The sequence below is a fragment of the Frankia canadensis genome (assembly GCF_900197875.1).
GTDB lineage: Bacteria > Actinomycetota > Actinomycetes > Frankiales > Frankiaceae > Frankia > Frankia canadensis.
In genome coordinates, this window is the sequence record NZ_FZMO01000048.1 from 1 (window position 1) to 17,712 (window position 17,712).

Below are 17,712 nucleotides of genomic sequence, written 5' to 3' on the forward strand. Positions count from 1 at the left end.
TCGCAGCACCCTGTGGACGCCCCGGCCCCCGTGGACGCCGCACAGGCCGTGGACGCCCCACCGGCCGTGCGGCGCTCCGAGGTCCCGCGGCCCGCGCACCTCCCGCAACCCACCCCGGGAGCCTCGCCCGTCCCAGCGCCCAGGCATGTCCCCGCCAGCGGCGCGGGTGCGCGAGCGCCTGCCCCCCCGCCTGCGCCGGGGGCCTTCCGGCCCGGCGGGTATGCGCCCGGCGACCCGGCGGTCCGCCCGGCGGAGCTCGACGCGCCGACCTCGGCGCCGGACGGCGAGCGTCGCCGGCGGCGGTCACGGCGGCGCGCGGCGGCACTGGCGGGCACGATGGCCGCCGTCGTCGCCGGGATACTGGCCTGTCTGGGTGGGCTCGACGACGGCGGGACGCAGCCGTCGCCGCGACCCCCGGTGACCAGCGCGGCGGACGCCGCCGACCTCACCGCGCCCGGACCGGACGGCATCGCGACCACCGGCCCGTTCGCCGCTCTGGCGGTGGCCGGCGACGGCACCGTCTACCTGGCCGACCGGGACAACCCGCGGATCATCGCCGTCGACCCGCGCGGTTACCTGCGCACCATCGCCGGCGGCGCGGAGAGCGGCTCGGCCGGCGACGGTGGCCCGGCGCTACGCGCGACACTGCAGCGTCCCCAGGGTCTGGCCGTCGATGCGGCCGGGGCATGTTACATCTTCGACGGCAGCAACCGCGTTCGCCGCGTCGACCCACGCGGGATCATCTCCACGATCGCCGGCGGCGGGACGGCGGTCGGCAGCGGCGGCGACGGTGGTCCGGCGCTGCGGGCGAGTCTCACCGCCGGCGGGCTCGACGTCGACGCGGCGGGCAACCTGTACCTGAGCTCCCTCGGGGTCCGCCGGATCGACCGGACCGGGATGCTCACCACGCTCATCGACACGACGTCGGACACCCGTCCCCGCCCGCTCGGCGACGGCGGGCCGGCCAGCGGCGGGGCGGTACGCTCGGCGTCCGCCGTGGCCGTCGACCACGCCGGCACCATCTACATCGCCGACTGGCAGGACAACCGGATTCGCCGGATCGACCCGCGCGGCATCGTCACCACCGTCGCCGGCAACGGCACGAAAGGCCTGTCCGGCGACGGCGGGCCGGCCACGGCGGCGCAGCTGAACGGTCCGCGCGGAGTCGCGGTGGACGCGGCCGGCACGCTGTACATCGCCGACACCTACAACCGGCGCATCCGCCGGGTCGGTGTGGACGGGATCATCACCACCTTCGCCGGCTCGAGCACCCAGGACCCCACCGCGTGGGACGGGGTGCCGACGCATGTCTCGCTCTGGAACCCGGAACAGGTCGCCGTCGGTCGCGCCGGGGACCTGTACATCGGCGACTCCCCCCGCGTCCTGCGGATCGACCCCCACGGAGTCGGCCACCTGCTCGCCCACTCGAGATCCTGACAACTCCCCGTGGCCGGGTGCGCGGGCCTCGAGATCGTGGACGGGATGATCGTCGCACGCCCCGATACCTCCAGACGCCACAACCGCCTCGTCAGGATCCTCACCGTCGCGCTTTCATCTCGCATTTCGCGGCGCGGCAGCCTCCCACGCCGGTCTGGCGCTGGTTCGGCCGACCGTCAAAGACAGGGAATCTGACAGAGAGTTTCCATTTTTCTGAATGTCTCCTGCTTGACCGTTTCGATCCACGGCAGCAATCTCAAGGTATGACCGGAGACGCCGGTACCGCACGCGAGGTCGTTCCGGGGCCTACAGAGCGTTCGCCGTCGGCGCTGCTGCGTGAGCCCACGGTCGGTCTGCCGGGGGCGGTCATTGTGGCGCTGCACGGGCCTGACCTGCGAGCGGGTTACCCCGATACTCCGGCGGCGCCTGGTCTTTCCCTGATGGAGCCCGGCGCGGCCCGGGAGTCCGTGGTGCCCGCGGTTGCCCGACCGAGGCTGTGCCCGATCCGCGCGCAGGTCCTCCTCCGCCACCTGGGACGTCGCCGAGGTCCAGACGTGGCCACATCGGTTCCCGGGCGTCCCCGGGCCGGTCCGGCCCACAATCCCGGAGCATGAACGCCACTGGCCCCATGACGGTGCGGCCGGTTCGCGGCCGCGCCACGCGCCGAGGTAGAGCGGGCACCGGCCGCCGGGCACGGCATCAGGTTCGGCCGGGCGGCCCAGACCTACCATCCCCGCGTCATCAGCCTCGCGGATGAGTGTCTTCCGGCGCGCAGCGGCTGAGCGTGGTGGGCGGCCCCCACTCCGGGGCTTCAGATTGCCTGCCGCCCTTTTGGGCAACTAAAGGTCCGTCGGCCGCCGTAATAGCAGTACAACGTCCAGGGACTGCGGCCGATCTCACATTTAGATCGATCAGCGACAGAACGCTGCGGCGATGTTTCCGGCCGGTGTGCACTGGAGTTGACCCTCTCAATATCGACTGTTAAAGTGAGAAATGATCGCCTTCCGGCGGGACCATCCGCCACGCAAGAAGGCAGGACGGCGATCATTCAGCCAGTGGCCAGTAATGCCGTCGATCGATGATTCGCAGTGAAGTGGGTGCCGCGCCCCTACCAGGCCTTCCGGCGCCCCAACCCCCATTCGCCGCGGGCGCTTGTGCGGGTGCCCAGGAATGTTGGAGCTGGCCCACGACCGCGGGCCGGTCTTTCGTGTGCCCGCTACCCGCGGGCCTGTCCCGACCACGGGGAGTGAATCATGCGTCTGCTGCTGGCGGAGGGAGACGAGGACGCGGCGCGCGACCTCGCCGCGCAGCTACGCCGCCACGGTTTCACCGTCGGCCTGGAGAGCACGGGGGCGGGCGTTCTCGCCTGGCCGACCAAGGTTGACTGCGTGCTGCTCGGCCTGGACCTGCCGGACCTCGACGCGCTCGAGGTCTGTCGGCGGCTGCGCAGCTACTGTCAGGTGCCCCTCATCGCACTGTCGTCGACGGGATCGGGGCAGCCCGACGCGGAGCCGCGGGACTCGGAACTCGACTGCGTGCTGGCCCTGCAGGCGGGATTCGACGACTACGTCCCGGCGCCGTTCCTCGGTCTGGAAGTGGCCGCGCGCATCGACGCCGTCCTGCGGCGGGCCCGGCCCATCCCGCTGGAGCACGACACGATTCCACGGCAGCCACCCGGAACGCGCGACCTCATCACACACGGCCGCCTGGTCATCAATCTGCGGACCCGCGAGGTCACCGTGGGGACCCGCCAGATCACCCTCACTCGCAAGGAGTTCGGGCTGCTCGTCCTGCTGGCAACCGAACCGGGCACGGTCTTCTCCCGGGAACGGATTATGGCGAGCGTGTGGCAGGACGAGACGTCGTTGTCGAGTCGCACCCTCGACACCCATGTGGCGACCCTACGGGCGAAGCTCGACTCGCGGGCGTGGATAGTCACCGTGCACGGAATCGGTTTCCGTATCGGCGGCGATGACTGAACGCCTCTTCTTGCCGTGCGACTGCACGCGCGTTTGAGCGTGCATGAACTGATCGGAGGCAGACGTGACTCGGATACTCGTGGCGGAGCGAGATCCGGCGGAGGCGAGCCGGGTCCAGGAGTCCTTTTCCCGGCAGGGGTTCGAGATCGTCGCGGCGTCAAGCGGGACGGCGGCGGCACACCTGGCCCGCAGCGCCGACCTGCTGGTGCTCGCCCTCGACCTGCCAGACCTCGACGGCCTGGAGGTCTGTCGACGCATCCGGCGGGCCAGCGCCGTCCCCGTGATCGGCACGGCGGCTCCGCACGCCGGCATCGACAACGTCGTCGCCTTCCGGTCCGGGCTCGACGCCTACCTGCTCCGCCCCTGTAGCCTGCGCGAACTGGTAGCCCGCGCTCAGGCGATCCTGCGCCGCACCCAGGGCCGTGCGCCGGTCGTCCCACCGATCTCCGCCGGCCCCGTGCACATTCACACCCAGGCCCGGGAGCTCTACGTCCACGGCCGCCCGGTCCGGCTGACCCGCAAGGAGTTCGACCTGCTGGCCCTGCTGGCAGCCCAGCCGGAGATGCTGTTCAGCCGCCGCCACATCATGGCCGCGGTGTGGGGCGACGAGTCGGCGCAGTCCAGCCGGACCCTCGACACCCATGTGAGCAGCGTACGAACCAAGGTGGGAGACGCGTCCGTCATCCGGACGGTGCGAGGGATTGGCTTTCGCATCGGCTACCGGGACGGCGACCTCGCCGCCACAGATGTTCCCGGCCAGTCGCTTGGAATTTCTCTGACGTAGGTTTACGGAAAGCTTGTCCTATTGCTTTGTTGACCTCTCCGGTGAAGTAGCGCAACAATGAAGGTGCGCGGAACGTGCGGCGGACGACCTGATCCGCATCCCTTTGCCCGCGGCCTTCATCACGGCCTGCGGCGTCTCCCGATTTCCCTGGAGGAATCGTGGCGTTCATCTCGGCCGGCGACGGCTATCTCACGGTCCTGAATCTTTTCGGTACGGACAGTCCGGACGGTCAGCGGCGACTATTGGAGGTCATGCGGGACATCATTGACTCGGCCGACTACGACGGCTGGATATCGTCCACCCTGTTCGGCGGCGAGGACGAGCCCGGCACCGCCAACTACATCCAGTGGCGCAGCGCGGCAGACCTCGAACGGCGCTACGAGGGAGAGAAGTTCCGGCACGAGACCATTCCACTGTTCAACGAGATCTCGACGTCCATCAGGCTGCTGAAGACAGAGGTGGTGTTCAGCCGGCTCCACCCGTCCCGGGAACGGATCGAGATCTCTCCCCAGGTCGACGACTACAGCGTGATCGTGGTGATGGGAGTGGAACCGGACAACCAGCAGGAACTCGTCGAGCTGTTCGGGCAGGACGACGAGTGGGTCACCACCGTGCCGGGCTACCGGTCCAACAGCATTCTGCGCGGCCTCGACGGAACCTTCGTCGTGAACATCGCCCAGTGGGAGAGCAAGGAGCGTTACGACGCCTTCCACCAGCTGCCTGAACAGGAGCGCCCCGCGGACGTGCGGGCGATACGGGAACGCGCACGGTCCCTGCTGACCTCACGGGACGCGAACACCTACCGGGTGGTGCACACCCGGTCCGCGGACGTCAGCGCGCCGTCATGACCGGCCCGGTGCTCATCGCCGGCGCGGGTCCCGTCGGGCTCATGCTCGCCGGCGAGCTGCGCCTCGGCGGCGCGGAGGTGGTGGTGATCGAGCGCCGCGAACGGCCCAGCGGCGAATCCCGTGGCCTGGGCTTCACCGCACGTACCGCCGAGGTGTTCGCCCAGCGCGGGCTGCTCGACGCCTTCGGTCCGGTCGAGACCAACCGGCAGGGTCATTTCGGCGGCATCCCGATGGATTTCGGCGTGCTGCCCGGGGCGTACTTCGGCGTGCGCGGTGTCCCGCAGGACCGCACCGAACGGGTGCTCGAGGACTGGGCCCGCGGGCTCGGCGCACAGATCCTGCGCGGTCACGAGCTTGTCGACCTCGCCGAGCAACCCGATGGCGTGCGGGTCGGGCTGACCGCGCCGGGCGGCCACGGCGAGCAGCGCGTCGAGCTCACCGGCTCCTACCTGGTGGCCTGCGACGGCGGGCGCAGCACGGTTCGCGCCCTCGCCGGCTTCGACTTCCCCGGCACTGACGCGACCAGGGAGATGTACCTGGCCGACGTCGTCGGTGCGTCGATCCGGCCCCGGTTCATCGGTGAGCGGGTCGCCGGTGGCATGGTGATGTCCGCGCCGCTGACCGACGGCGTCGACCGCATCATCGTCTGCGAACAGGGCACCGCGCACCGGCCGGGCCGGCGTGAACCGGAGTTCGCCGAGGTCGCCGACGCCTGGGCGCGCCTGACCGGGGAGAGTCTGCACGGCGCGCGGGCGAGCTGGGTCAGCGCGTTCACCGATGCGACCAGGCTCGTCACCGAGTACCGGCGTGGCCGGGTACTGATCGCCGGCGACGCGGCCCACGTCCACCTGCCCGCCGGCGGGCAGGGCCTGAGCCTTGGCGTGCAGGACGCGGCGAACCTCGGGTGGAAACTCGCCGCCGCCGTCGCAGGTCGGGCGCCGGCGGGCCTGCTCGACAGCTACCACAGCGAGCGTCGCCCCGTCGCCGAGCGGGTGCTGCGCAACACCCGGGCGCAGGGCCTGCTCTATCTCAGCGGCGCGGAGATCGAGCCGCTGCGGGCAGTCTTCGGCGAGCTGATGGAGCTGCCCGAAGTAGGCCGTCGGCTGTCCGGGATGGTCAGCGGTTTCGACGTCCGCTACGACGTCGGTTCCGATGACCATCCGCTGCTCGGCGCGCGGATGCCGGACGTCGCGGTGGGCTCGACCACGGTCGCGGCGGCGCTACGGCCCGCCCGCGGTGTGTTGCTCGATCCCGCCGGCACCACCATGCCCACCGGCTGGGCCGACCGAGTCGACGTCGTCACCGGGACACCGGGCGCCGGCTGGCCGGCGGACACCACGGCGATCCTGCTACGCCCGGACGGCTACGTCGCCTGGACGCGAGGCACGGCGGACGGCGGCCCGGCGCACGGCGAGCGCGGTCGCGGTCTGGTCGAGGCGCTCCGGCGCTGGTTCGGGCCGCCGCGCGGTGGCGCCCAGCACGGTCCGGCCCGACGCCACGCCGCCCTCGCCGGATGACGGCGTCCCGCCCCCACGGCCAGGAACGGAGGCCAGCCATGTACAGCACGCTGATCGTGGCGCGGATGAACCCGACCTCGAGCGGCGAGGTCGCGGACCTGTTCGCGCGATTCGACGACACCGAGATGCCGGGGCTGATGGGCACCCGGCGCCGAGAGCTCTTCCACTACCGCGGCCTGTACTTCCACCTGCAGGACTTCGACGGCGAGGCGGGGGAGACATCGATCCAGCAGGCGCGCGAGCGTCCCGCGTTCGTGCGGATCAGCGCCGACCTCACCCCGTTCATCGATGCCTACGACCCGGCGACCTGGCGTTCCCCGAAGGACGCGATGGCGACCCGCTTCTACCACTGGGCCGCCCGGTGAGCCGCCCAGCACCCGTCGAGCGGCGACGGGTGGTGATCACTGGAGTGGGCGTGCTGAGTCCCGGCGGGCAGGGGACCAAGGAGTTCTGGAGCCTGCTGTGCGAGGGGCGGACGGCCACGCGCACGATCAGCTTCTTCGATCCGTCGCCGTTTCGCTCCCAGGTCGCCGCCGAGATCGACTTCGATCCGCTCCTCGCCGGGCTGACCGCGCGGGAGGTCCGCCGGATGGACCGGGCGGCGCAGCTCGCCGTGGTCGCCGCCCGGGAGGCGGTGGCCGACAGCGAGCTCAGCTTCGACGAGCTCGACCCGTCCCGTCTCGGCGTGACGATCGGCACCGCGGTCGGCGCCACCACCGGCCTGGAGCGGGAGTACCGGGTCGTCAGCGACGACGGCCGGCTGCACCAGGTCGATCATCGCTACGCCACCCCGCACCTCTACGACTACCTGGTGCCCAGCTCGTTCGCGGCGGAGGTCGCCTGGGACCACGGCGCGGAGGGTCCCGTCGCGGTGGTCTCCACGGGGTGCACCTCCGGCCTGGACGCCGTCGGCCACGCCTGCGGGCTCATCCGGGAGGGTTCGGCGGAGGTGATGATCGCCGGCGCCGCCGACGCGCCGATCTCCCCGATCACTCTGGCCTGCTTCGACGCGATCAAGGCAACGACGAACCGCAACGACGACCCGGCGCACGCCTCCCGTCCGTTCGACGCCACCCGCAACGGCTTCGTCCTCGGCGAGGGCGCCGCGGTGTTCGTCCTGGAGCCCCTGGAGCGGGCGCGACGGCGCGGCGCGCGGATCTACGCCGAGATCGTCGGCTTCGCCTCGCGCTGCAACGCCTTCCACATGACCGGTCTGCGCCCGGATGGCGCGGAGATGGCCGAGGCGATCGGCCTCGCGCTGCGCGAGGCACGCCTGCGCCCCACGGCGGTCGACTACATCAACGCGCACGGTTCGGGCACCAAGCAGAACGACCGGCACGAGACCGCGGCGTTCAAGCGTGCTCTCGGCGACCACGCGTACCGCGTCCCGGTGAGCTCGATCAAGTCGATGATCGGTCATTCCCTGGGGGCGATCGGCTCGCTGGAGATCGCCGCGTCGGTGCTCGCGATCCAGAACGACGTGGTGCCGCCCACGGCGAACCTGCACTCCCCTGATCCGCAGTGCGACCTGGACTACGTGCCGCTGAGCGCGCGGGAGTGGCCGACCCGCACGGTGCTGAGCGTCGGCAGCGGCTTCGGCGGCTTCCAGAGCGCCATGGTGCTGCGCGGTGAGCCGTCGTGACCACGCTCGTGACCGGGATCGGGGTGGTCGCCCCGAACGGCCTCGGGGCCGACGACTTCTGGGCGGCCACTCTCGCCGGCCGCGGCGCGCTCAGCCCTGTGCGCCGCTTCGACGCCCGCGACTACCCGGCCCGCCTGGCCGGGGAGGTGCCGGGCTTTGACGCCGCCGCGTACCTGCCGAGCCGGCTGCTGCCGCAGACCGACCACATGACCCGGCTCGCGCTGGTGGCCGCCGACTGGGCGCTCGCCGACGCGGGTGTCGGCCCGGACACCTACGACCCCTACGACATGGGAGTGATCACCGCCAGTTCCGCCGGCGGGTTCGAGTTCGGCCAGCGGGAACTGCGCAACCTCTGGAGCCAGGGCAGCGAGTACGTCAGCGCTTACCAGGCGTTCGCCTGGTTCTACGCGGTGAACACCGGTCAGATCTCCATCCGCCACCAGATGAAGGGCCCCAGCGGCGTGGTCGTGACCGACCAGGCCGGTGGGCTCGACGCGCTCGCCCAGGCGCATCGCCAGCTCGTCCGGGGCAGCCGGCTGATCGTGTCCGGCGGGGTGGACGGCTCCCTGTGCCCGTGGGGCTGGGTGGCGCAGCTCGCCGGCGGCCGGCTGAGCACCAGTGCCGACCCCGACCGCGCGTTCCAGCCGTTCGACGACGCCGCCGCCGGCCACGTCCCCGGTGAGGGCGGCGCCATCCTCGTCCTGGAGGACGCGGGCGCCGCCGCCGAGCGCGGCGCGCCGCGCGTATACGGCGAGCTCGCCGGCTACGCGGCGACCTTCGACCCGTTGCCCGGCAGCGGACGCCCACCCGGGCTGCGCCGCGCCATCGAGGGGGCGCTCGACGCGGCCGGCGTCGAACCCGCCGAGATCGACATCGTCTTCGCCGACGCGGCCGCGGTTCCCGAGCTCGACCAGGTCGAGTCCGACGCGATCACGGCCGTGTTCGGACCGGGCGCGGTCCCCGTGACCGCGCCGAAGACGATGACCGGCCGGCTGTACGCGGGCGGCGGCGCCCTCGACGTGGTCGCCGCGCTGCTGGCCATCCGGGACGGCGTGGTGCCGCCGACCGTCAACGTCGAACGGGCCGCGCGCCACCGGCTGGATCTCGTCACCAGCCGCGCACGGCCGATGACGGTGAGCCGCGCGCTCGTGCTCGCCCGCGGCCACGGCGGCTTCAACTCGGCGCTGGTGGTGCGCGCCGCCCCCGGGACGTCTCGACACGCGAACGAGGAGGTACATGATGCGACTGACTCTGGATGATCTCAAACGTGTCCTGATCGAGGGCTCCGGCGCCGGGGAGGGCGTCGATCTCGACGGCGACATTCTCGACGTCACGTTCGAGCAGCTCGGCTACGACTCCCTCGCGCTGCTGGAGACCGCCTCGCGCCTGGCCCGCGAATACCGGATCGACCTGGACGACGACGCCGCGGTCGCGGCGAGCACCCCGCGTGACCTGCTCGACCTCGCCAACGCAACGGAGGGGGAGCCGGCATGACGGGCGTCGTGGCGCACCCGGAGGCCGCCGCCGCGGACTGGACGGTGTGCCCGGGCTGCCGCACGATGCTCTACGGTCGGCGGCTCGCCCGTGCCCTCGGGGTATGCCCGGACTGTGGCCATCACCACCGGCTGACGGCGGCGCAGCGCCTCGAGCAGCTCTACGACCCGGGCACCGTGGACCTGCACGACCTGCCCGCGAGCAGCCGCGACGTGCTCGGCTTCACCGATACCCAGCCCTACCCGGCGCGGCTGGAGCAGGCCCGCCGGCGCACCGGCCTCGCCGAGGGCGTGCTGGTCGCCAGCGGCCGGATCGACGGGCACGAGGTCGTCACCGCGGCGATGGACTTCCGGTTCCTCGGCGGCAGTCTCGGCACGGCCAGCGGCGAGCTCATCACCCAGGCGGCCGAGCTGGCCCTACGCCGCCGGGTACCGCTGTTGATCGTCTCCGCGTCCGGTGGCGCCCGGATGCAGGAGGGCCCGCTCGCGCTGATGCAGATGGCGAAGACGAGCGCGGCGCTGGCCCGCCTCGACGAGGCCGGCATCCTCACTCTCTCCCTGGTCACGGACCCGACCTACGGCGGGGTGGCCGCGTCGTTCGCGACGCTCTGCGATGTGATCATCGCCGAGCCCGGGGCCCGGCTCGGCTTCGCGGGCCGCCGGGTCATCCAGCAGACCATCCGCGAGTCCCTGCCGGACGACTTCCAGACCGCCGAGTTCCTGCTCGAGCACGGACTCATCGACGCGGTGCGCCCCCGCGCCCAGCTGCGTGCCACCCTCGGCCGTCTGGTGGCCGCCGTCCGCACCCACCCACCCGCGAGATCGGTGCCGGTGCCCCGGGCGCGGCCGGATGACCCGCCGTCGCACCAACCGGATGATCTGGTGGTCCGCGATCCCGAGGGGTTGGCGCAGGTCGACCCGTGGCGGGCGGTCCAGCAGGCGCGGGAACTCGACCGGCCGACGACCCTGGACTACGTCCACCGCGCCTTCGACGACTTCGAGGAGCTGCGCGGTGACCGTCTCGGCGCCGACTGCGCCGCGCTCGTCGGCGGCCTCGGTCGGATCGACGGTCGCGGTGTCGTGGTGCTCGGGCACCAGAAGGGCAGTACCGTCGCGGAACTCACGGCGCGCAGCTATGGCATGGCTAGCCCGGCGGGTTACCGCAAGGCGGCCCGGCTGATGCGCCTGGCCGCCAAGCTCGGGCTGCCGGTGGTCACCTTCGTCGACACCCCCGGGGCCTACCCGGGGCGCACCGCCGAGGAGGACGGGCAGGCCCTCGCGATCGCGCGGAGCATCTGGCTGATGGCGAGCCTGCCGGTGCCGGTGCTGACCCTCATCATCGGCGAGGGCGGGAGCGGCGGCGCGCTCGCCCTGGCCGTCGCCGACCAGGTGCTCATCGTCGAGCGCGGGGTGTACTCGGTCATCACGCCGGAGGGTTGCGCCGCCATCCTGTGGAACGACCCGTCGAAGGCCCCCGCCGCCGCGTCCGCGCTGCGGCTGGACGCCCGCAACCTGCTCCGCCTCGGCGTGGTCGACGGCGTGCTACGGGAGCCGGCCGGCGGCAGCCGCGCCGACCACGCCGAGGCCGCCCGGCGGGTACGGGCCGTGCTCACCGCCGAGCTCACTCGGCTGTCCGCGCGGGACGGCACCGAACTCCTGCGCGCCCGGCGCGAGCGGTTCCGCGCGTACGGCGCCGAGCTGACGGCGCGTGTGTCGTGACGGCGCCGCCTCCCACTCCCACCGACGAGCCGCAGGTGCGAACGCCGCTGGAACAGGTGCGCCAGCAGGCGGTCGAGTTGCTCGGCGAGCTGGGCCGCACGCCGCGCACGCTGCGGGTACGGGTCGGGGACACCGCCGTCGAGATCGAATGGCCCGAGCCCGCCGCGGCGGTCGCCCCCACCGCGGTCCTCGCCGGCACCGCATCGGCCGCACTCGGCCTCGAAAGCCCTGCCCCGGCGGCCCTGTCCCAGGCCGAGAACCCCACGCCCGACGGCGGACGGACCGCCGGCACGCCCGCGGCGGACGACGCCAGGTACGTCACCGCGCCGACCGTGGGGACCTTCTACACCGCGCCCGCACCCGGTTCGCCGCCGTTCGTCCAGGTGGGCGACGTGGTGTCCGCCGGGCAGCAGATCGGGATCATCGAGGCGATGAAGCTCATGATCCCGATCGAGGCGGACCAGGCGGGCCGGGTCACCGCGGTGCTACGGGTCGACGGCGAGGCCGTCGAGTACGGCGAGCGCCTGCTCGCCCTCGCCGATGGGGAGGCGTGAGTGGTGCGCAAGGTGCTCGTCGCGAACCGGGGTGAGATCGCGGTGCGAGTGCTGCGGGCCTGCCGCGAACTCGGCGTCCGCACCGTCGCGGTGTACTCGACCGAGGATCGCGAATCCGCCGCGGTGGCCCTGGCCGACGAGGCGGTGCACATCGGCCCGGCCCCGGCCAGGCGCAGCTATCTGCACATCCCGGCGCTGATCGAGGCCGCGCGCAAGACCGGCGCGGACGCTGTGCACCCCGGCTACGGCTTCCTGTCCGAGGATCCCGACTTCGCCGAGGTCTGCCGCGACAACGACCTGGTCTTCATCGGGCCGCCGCCGGAGGTGATCGCGGCGCTGGGGGACAAGACGGCCGCGCGGGCGCTGATGGCGGGCGCGGGCATGCCGCTGCTGCCGGGCAGCCTCGAGCCCCTGCGCCGCGCCGACCAGGCCCATGGCGTGGCCGAGGCCATCGGATACCCGGTCATCATCAAGGCCGCCGCCGGCGGTGGCGGCCGGGGCATGACGGTCGTGCGCGACGGCGAGGACTTCGTGCGGGCGTACACCGAGACGTCCGCGAACGCCCGGGCGCTGTTCGGTGACCCGCGGGTGTTCGTCGAGCGCTACCTGCCCTCGGCACGGCACGTGGAGATCCAGATCCTCTGTGACTCCCACGGCGGCGTCGTGCACCTCGGCGAACGGGACTGCTCGGTACAGCGGCGTCATCAGAAGCTGGTCGAGGAGAGCCCCGCCCCGGGACTGCCCGCCGACCTGGTGGAGCGGATGGCACAGGCGGCGGTGGCCGGGGCGAAGGCCGCCGGCTACGTGGGCGCCGGCACCTTCGAGTTCCTGGTCGGGCCGGACGGCGCGTTCTCCTTCATGGAGGTCAACTGCCGCATCCAGGTGGAACATCCGGTGACCGAACTGCGCACCGGGATCGATCTGGTCCGCCAACAGCTGCTGATCGCCGCCGGCGGCCGGCTGGACTTCGCCCAGGACGACATCAGCGCACGGGGCGCGGTGATCGAGTGCCGCATCAACGTCGAGGACCCGGACCGCGCCTTCCTGCCCGCCCCGGGACGCCTGGAGCGGTTCGTCCCCGCCGGCGGGCCCTTCGTCCGCGTCGACACCCACGGCTATCCCGGCTACCGGATGGCCACCAGCTACGACTCACTGCTGGCCAAGCTGCTGACCTGGGCGCCGACCCGCGCCGAGGCGCTCGCGCGGATGGACCGCGCACTCGCCGAGTTCACCGTGTCCGGGCCGGGCGTACGCACCACCATCCCGTTCCTGCGCCGCGTCCTCGCCGACGAGCACTTCGCCACCGGCACCCACGACACCACGATCGTCGACCGGCTGACCGGCCGGCCGGACCAGCGTTAGGAGGCCGCGCAAGCATGTCCGAGCAGACCAGCAGGACCGCCCTTGTCAGCGGAGCGACGAGCGGGATCGGACTCGCCGTCACCGAACTGCTCGCCGGCCGCGGGCACCGCGTCTACCTGTGCGCCCGGGACGCCGACCAGGTCGCGCTGACCGTGAAGCGGCTGCGGGCGGACGGCCACGAGGTCGACGGCTCCGCGGCCGACGTGCGCTCCCCCGAGCAGATCCGGGCGTTCGTCGTCGCGGCGGTCCGCCGTTACGGCAATGTCGACATCCTCGTCAACAACGCCGGTCGCAGCGGCGGTGGCGTCACCGCCGACATCGCCGACGACCTGTGGTTCGACGTGCTGCACACCAACCTCTCCAGCGTCTTCCTGATGACCCGGGACGTGCTGTCCGTCGGCGGCATGCGTGACCGGGGCTGGGGGCGGATCGTCAACATCGCCTCCACCGCCGGCAAGCAGGGCGTCGTGCTCGGCGCGCCGTACTCGGCGTCGAAGCACGGCGTCGTCGGGTTCACCAAGGCCCTGGGCAACGAGCTGGCCAGCACCGGGATCACCGTCAACGCCGTCTGCCCCGGCTACGTGGAGACGCCGATGGCGCAGCGGGTGCGCGCGGGCTACGCCGCCGCCTGGGACACCTCCGAGGACGAGGTCCTGCGGCGCTTCCACGCCAAGATCCCACTCGGCCGCTACTCCACCCCGCGCGAGGTCGCCGCGATGGTCGGCTACCTCGTCACCGACGACGCCGCGTCGGTCGCCGCGCAGGCGATCAACGTCTGCGGCGGTCTCGGCAACTTCTGATCCACACCCCTCGGGAGGGAACCCATGCCCGCGACCCGCACCGTCGAGCACGAGATCACCGTCGCCGCGCCGCCCGACCACCTCTACCAGCTCATCGCCGACGTCGAGAACTGGCCGTCGCTGTTCGCGCCGACGGTGCACGCCGAACAGCTCGAACGCGGCGAGTCCCACGAGCGCATCCGGCTGTGGGCGACCGCGAACGGCGCCGCGAAGACCTGGACGTCGCGCCGCGAACTCGACCCGGCGGCCCGCACCGTCACCTTCCGCCAGGAGGTCTCCCAGCCTCCCGTGGGCGCGATGGGCGGCGCGTGGATCATCGAGCCGCGCCCGGACGGCACCAGCCGCGTCCGGCTCACCCACGACTACCACGCCGCCACCGACGACCCCGCCGACCTCGCCTGGATCGACACCGCCGTCGACCGCAACAGTCGGGCCGAACTCGCGGCACTGCGCGACACCGCCGAGCTCGACCAGGGCGCCCCCGACCTCCTGCTGACCTTCGACGACGCCCTCGAGATCGATGGCAAGGCCGCCGACGTCTACGACTTCATCAACGACGCGCATCTGTGGGGCGAGCGGCTGCCGCACGTCGCCCGGGTCTCGCTGGTGGAGGAGACCCCCGGCCTGCAACTGCTGGAGATGGACACCCGCACCGCCGACGGCTCGACACACACCACCACCTCGGTGCGGGTCTGCCAGCCGTCCGAGCGGATCGTCTACAAGCAGGTGCGGGTGCCGGCACTGATGACCCTGCACACCGGGCGCTGGCTGCTGGAGGACCTCCCCGGCGGCGGTGTGCGCGCGACGTCGCGGCACACGGTCCGCATCAACGAGAGCAACATCCGTGCGGTGCTCGGCCCGAGCGCCGGGCTCGCCGACGCCCGCCAGTACGTGCGTACCGCGCTCGGCACGAACAGCCTCGCGACGCTTCGACACGCGAAGTCCTACGCCGAGGGACGCTGAGATGCCGGCGGTCCCACCCGACCCTGCCCCTGGAGCCGGCGCCGGTCCTGGCGCTGGCCCGCGCGCCGACGTCCTCGTCGTCGGCGCCGGTCCAGTGGGGCTCATGCTCGCCGGCGAGCTGCGGCTCGCCGGGGCGGCCGTCGTCCTGGTCGACCGGCTGCCCGCGCCGATGACCCAGTCGCGCGCCGCGCAGCTCAACACCCGCACCGCCGAGATCCTGCACGCCCGCGGCGTCGACGAGCTGCTGGCCGAGGCGCGGCCAGAACCACGCTCGCACTTCGGCGGGCTGGGTTTCGAGCTGTCCCACCTGGACAGCCCGTACGCGGGGAACTGGAAGGTGCCGCAGTACCGGACCGAGGCGGCGCTCGCCCGCCGGGCCCTGGCCCTCGGCGTTGAGCCGCGCCGCCCCTACGACCTCATCGCCCTCGACTCCCCCGCGGACTCGCCGGCCGGCTCCGCTGACGCCGGGGCCCACGTCGTCGCGACGGTGGTCGGCCCGAGCGGGCCGGTCCGGCTACGGGCCCGGTTCGTCGTCGGCTGCGACGGCGAGGAGAGCACCGTACGCCGTCTCGGCGGTTTCGACTTCCCCGCGAGCGCGCCCACCCGGGAGCTGCTGCGCGCCGACGTGCGCGGGATCGACATTGCCGAGCGCCGGTTCGAACGGCGCCCAGGCGGTTTCGCGGTCGCCGACGCCCGCGACGGCGTCACCCGGGTGATGGTGCACGAGCACGGGCGGACCGTGACCCGTCGCACCACCGCACCGACGTTCGCCGAGGTCGCCCAGCGCTGGTTCGCGGTGACCGGGGAGGACATCCGTCACGGCACCCCCGTGTGGGTGGACGCCTTCGACAACTCCCACGGCCAGGTGACCGGCTACCGCCGCGGCCGGGTACTGCTCGCCGGCGACGCCGCACACCGTCACCTGCCGATCGGCGGGCAGGCCCTCAACCTCGGCCTGCAGGACGCGGTCAACCTCGGGTGGAAGCTCGGCGCCGCCGCCCGCGGCGACGCCCCGGCCGGCCTGCTCGACACCTACCACGACGAACGCCACCCCGTCGGCGCCCGGATCCTGCGCGCCGTCGTCGCGCAGGAGGACCTGCTGCTCGGCGGCCCCGCGATCGACCCGCTGCGCGCCGTGCTGGCCGACCTGCTCGCCGAACCGACCGCGCGGGCCCAGCTCGCCGGCCTCACCAGCGGCGTGGACGTGCGTTACGGAGACGACCCCGACCCGCTCGTCGGCCGCCGGCTGCCCGCGCTGGACCTCGGCGGACGGTCGACCGACGAGCTGTTGCGGTCCGGCAGGGGCCTTCTGCTCACTCCCGACGCGGCCGACCCGAGCCGGCCGCGGCACCCGCGCGTGCGGGCCGTCTCCTGGCCCGAGCACATCCTGGTTCGCCCCGACGGCCACGTCGCCTGGCGGGGTACCGGCCGCGGCACCCCGGCCGGCCTGCCCGCCGCGCTGCGCCGCTGGTTCGGTCCCGCCGCCACCGACGTCAACCACCCGATCTCGCCCCGACCGGATGAGGAGCTCGCGCCATCATGACCCCCGAGCGGATCCCCCCGCACGCCCGCATCCTGCAGCTCGCGACGTCCAGCTGGATGTCCGCGGCCGTGAGCGCCGCCGCCACCCTGGGCGTCGCCGACGCCCTCGCGGACGGCCCCCGCGGCGTCGGCGAGCTGGCGAGCGCCGTCGACGCGCACCCGCCGACGCTGTACCGCCTGCTGCGCGCCTGCACCGAGTTCGGCCTGTTCGAGGAACTCGACGGGCAGGTGTTCATCCTCACCGACGTGGGCCACGCGCTGCGCTCGGACAGCGCGAACTCCATGCGCGCCTTCGCCCGCTGGGTCGGCGAACCCGCCGAGCGCTACACCTGGTCGAACCTGGTCACCTCGGTGCGGACCGGCCAGCCCGCCTTCGAGGTGACCCACGGCCGCGACGTCTGGGACTTCATGGCCGGCCACCCGGACACCGCCGCGGTCTTCAACGACGCGATGACGAGCGCCTCCAACCAGATGATCGCTCCCGCGGTGCGCGCCTATGACTTCACCGGGCTGCGCCGGATCGTCGACGTCGGCGGCGGGCACGGCGCGCTGCTTGCCGAGACGCTGCGGGCCTACCCCGACCTGCACGGTGTGCTGTACGACCAGGCGGACGTGGTCGCCGGCGCCGGCGAGTCGCTGCGCGCCGCGGGCGTCGCCGACCGGGTCGATATCGTCGCCGGCAGCTTCTTCGACGCCGTGCCGCCCGGCGCCGACGCCTACCTGCTGTCGAACGTCATCCATGACTGGGACGACGACGCGTCAGGGCGGATCCTCACCCGGGTCCGCGACGCGATGTCGCCGGCCGCGCGGGTCCTGCTCGTCGAGGTCCTCATGCCGAGCAAACCGGAACCGTCGCCGACGGTGAAGCTGATGGACCTCAACATGCTCGTGCTGTGCGGCGGCAAGCAGCGTACCGAGGCCGAGTTCAGCGACCTGCTGCGCGGCGCGGGCCTCGAACTGACCCGCATCGTGCCCGGCGGCTTCTGCAGTGTCGTCGAGGGCGCGCGGGCATGACGCCCCCCGAGACGCCCGAGCCGGGGCCGGGGTCGGGCGTCTCGGGGGGCTTCATGCC

16 protein-coding genes are annotated in these 17,712 nt (G+C 72.8%); all 16 read left to right on the forward strand.

Translation table 11 applies throughout. The features are described 5' to 3' along the window. A partial coding sequence (locus tag C1A33_RS05840) for an NHL domain-containing protein (protein WP_480014308.1) occupies window positions 1-1,437 on the forward strand: 1,437 nt, incomplete at its 5' end. A 1,253-nt stretch (window positions 1,438-2,690) separates the two neighbouring features. Next, window positions 2,691-3,416: a response regulator transcription factor gene (locus C1A33_RS05850; protein WP_101830498.1), complete on the forward strand. Its 726-nt coding sequence runs from the start codon at window positions 2,691-2,693 to the stop codon at window positions 3,414-3,416. Between the two features lie 64 nt (window positions 3,417-3,480). Beyond that, window positions 3,481-4,200, forward strand: a complete 720-nt coding sequence (locus C1A33_RS05855) for a response regulator transcription factor (protein ID WP_101830499.1) — start codon at window positions 3,481-3,483, stop codon at window positions 4,198-4,200. A gap of 158 nt (window positions 4,201-4,358) precedes the next feature. Continuing rightward, window positions 4,359-5,048: an antibiotic biosynthesis monooxygenase family protein gene (locus C1A33_RS05860; protein ID WP_207770178.1), complete on the forward strand. Its 690-nt coding sequence runs from the start codon at window positions 4,359-4,361 to the stop codon at window positions 5,046-5,048. Then, the gene (locus C1A33_RS05865; protein ID WP_101830500.1) at window positions 5,045-6,565 is read left to right on the forward strand and encodes an FAD-dependent monooxygenase; all 1,521 of its coding nucleotides are present in this window, start codon (window positions 5,045-5,047) and stop codon (window positions 6,563-6,565) included. Before C1A33_RS05860 ends, C1A33_RS05865 begins: the two co-directional genes overlap by 4 nt. Before the next feature lie 38 nt (window positions 6,566-6,603). After that, window positions 6,604-6,930 (forward strand): TcmI family type II polyketide cyclase, encoded by a 327-nt coding sequence (locus tag C1A33_RS05870; protein ID WP_101830501.1) that lies wholly within the window; start codon window positions 6,604-6,606, stop codon window positions 6,928-6,930. Then, entirely contained in the window at window positions 6,927-8,207 is a 1,281-nt protein-coding gene (locus C1A33_RS05875) for a beta-ketoacyl-[acyl-carrier-protein] synthase family protein (RefSeq protein WP_101830502.1), read from the forward strand. The genes C1A33_RS05870 and C1A33_RS05875 overlap by 4 nt, the downstream gene beginning before the upstream one ends. Beyond that, the gene (locus C1A33_RS05880; protein WP_101830503.1) at window positions 8,204-9,466 is read left to right on the forward strand and encodes a ketosynthase chain-length factor; all 1,263 of its coding nucleotides are present in this window, start codon (window positions 8,204-8,206) and stop codon (window positions 9,464-9,466) included. The genes C1A33_RS05875 and C1A33_RS05880 overlap by 4 nt, the downstream gene beginning before the upstream one ends. Continuing rightward, window positions 9,447-9,701 carry a phosphopantetheine-binding protein gene (locus tag C1A33_RS05885; RefSeq protein ID WP_243407236.1) on the forward strand — a complete coding sequence of 85 codons (255 nt, stop codon included), beginning with the start codon at window positions 9,447-9,449 and terminating at the stop codon, window positions 9,699-9,701. Before C1A33_RS05880 ends, C1A33_RS05885 begins: the two co-directional genes overlap by 20 nt. Continuing rightward, window positions 9,698-11,419, forward strand: coding sequence for an acetyl-CoA carboxylase, carboxyltransferase subunit beta (gene accD / locus C1A33_RS05890; protein WP_101830505.1), 1,722 nt, complete (start codon window positions 9,698-9,700; stop codon window positions 11,417-11,419). The genes C1A33_RS05885 and accD overlap by 4 nt, the downstream gene beginning before the upstream one ends. 35 nt (window positions 11,420-11,454) lie before the next feature. Beyond that, entirely contained in the window at window positions 11,455-11,973 is a 519-nt protein-coding gene (locus C1A33_RS05895; RefSeq protein ID WP_207770179.1) for an acetyl-CoA carboxylase biotin carboxyl carrier protein, read from the forward strand. Further along, window positions 11,974-13,335: an acetyl-CoA carboxylase biotin carboxylase subunit gene (locus C1A33_RS05900; RefSeq protein ID WP_101830507.1), complete on the forward strand. Its 1,362-nt coding sequence runs from the start codon at window positions 11,974-11,976 to the stop codon at window positions 13,333-13,335. A gap of 14 nt (window positions 13,336-13,349) precedes the next feature. Then, entirely contained in the window at window positions 13,350-14,135 is a 786-nt protein-coding gene (locus C1A33_RS05905; protein WP_101830508.1) for an SDR family NAD(P)-dependent oxidoreductase, read from the forward strand. 24 nt (window positions 14,136-14,159) lie between these two features. Then, window positions 14,160-15,098 (forward strand): aromatase/cyclase, encoded by a 939-nt coding sequence (locus C1A33_RS05910; RefSeq protein ID WP_101830509.1) that lies wholly within the window; start codon window positions 14,160-14,162, stop codon window positions 15,096-15,098. A 1-nt stretch (window position 15,099) separates the two neighbouring features. Beyond that, window positions 15,100-16,641 (forward strand): FAD-dependent monooxygenase, encoded by a 1,542-nt coding sequence (locus C1A33_RS05915; protein ID WP_101830510.1) that lies wholly within the window; start codon window positions 15,100-15,102, stop codon window positions 16,639-16,641. Further along, window positions 16,638-17,654, forward strand: coding sequence for a methyltransferase (locus tag C1A33_RS05920; protein ID WP_101830511.1), 1,017 nt, complete (start codon window positions 16,638-16,640; stop codon window positions 17,652-17,654). The genes C1A33_RS05915 and C1A33_RS05920 overlap by 4 nt, the downstream gene beginning before the upstream one ends. The last annotated feature ends 58 nt before the right edge of the window (window positions 17,655-17,712 follow it).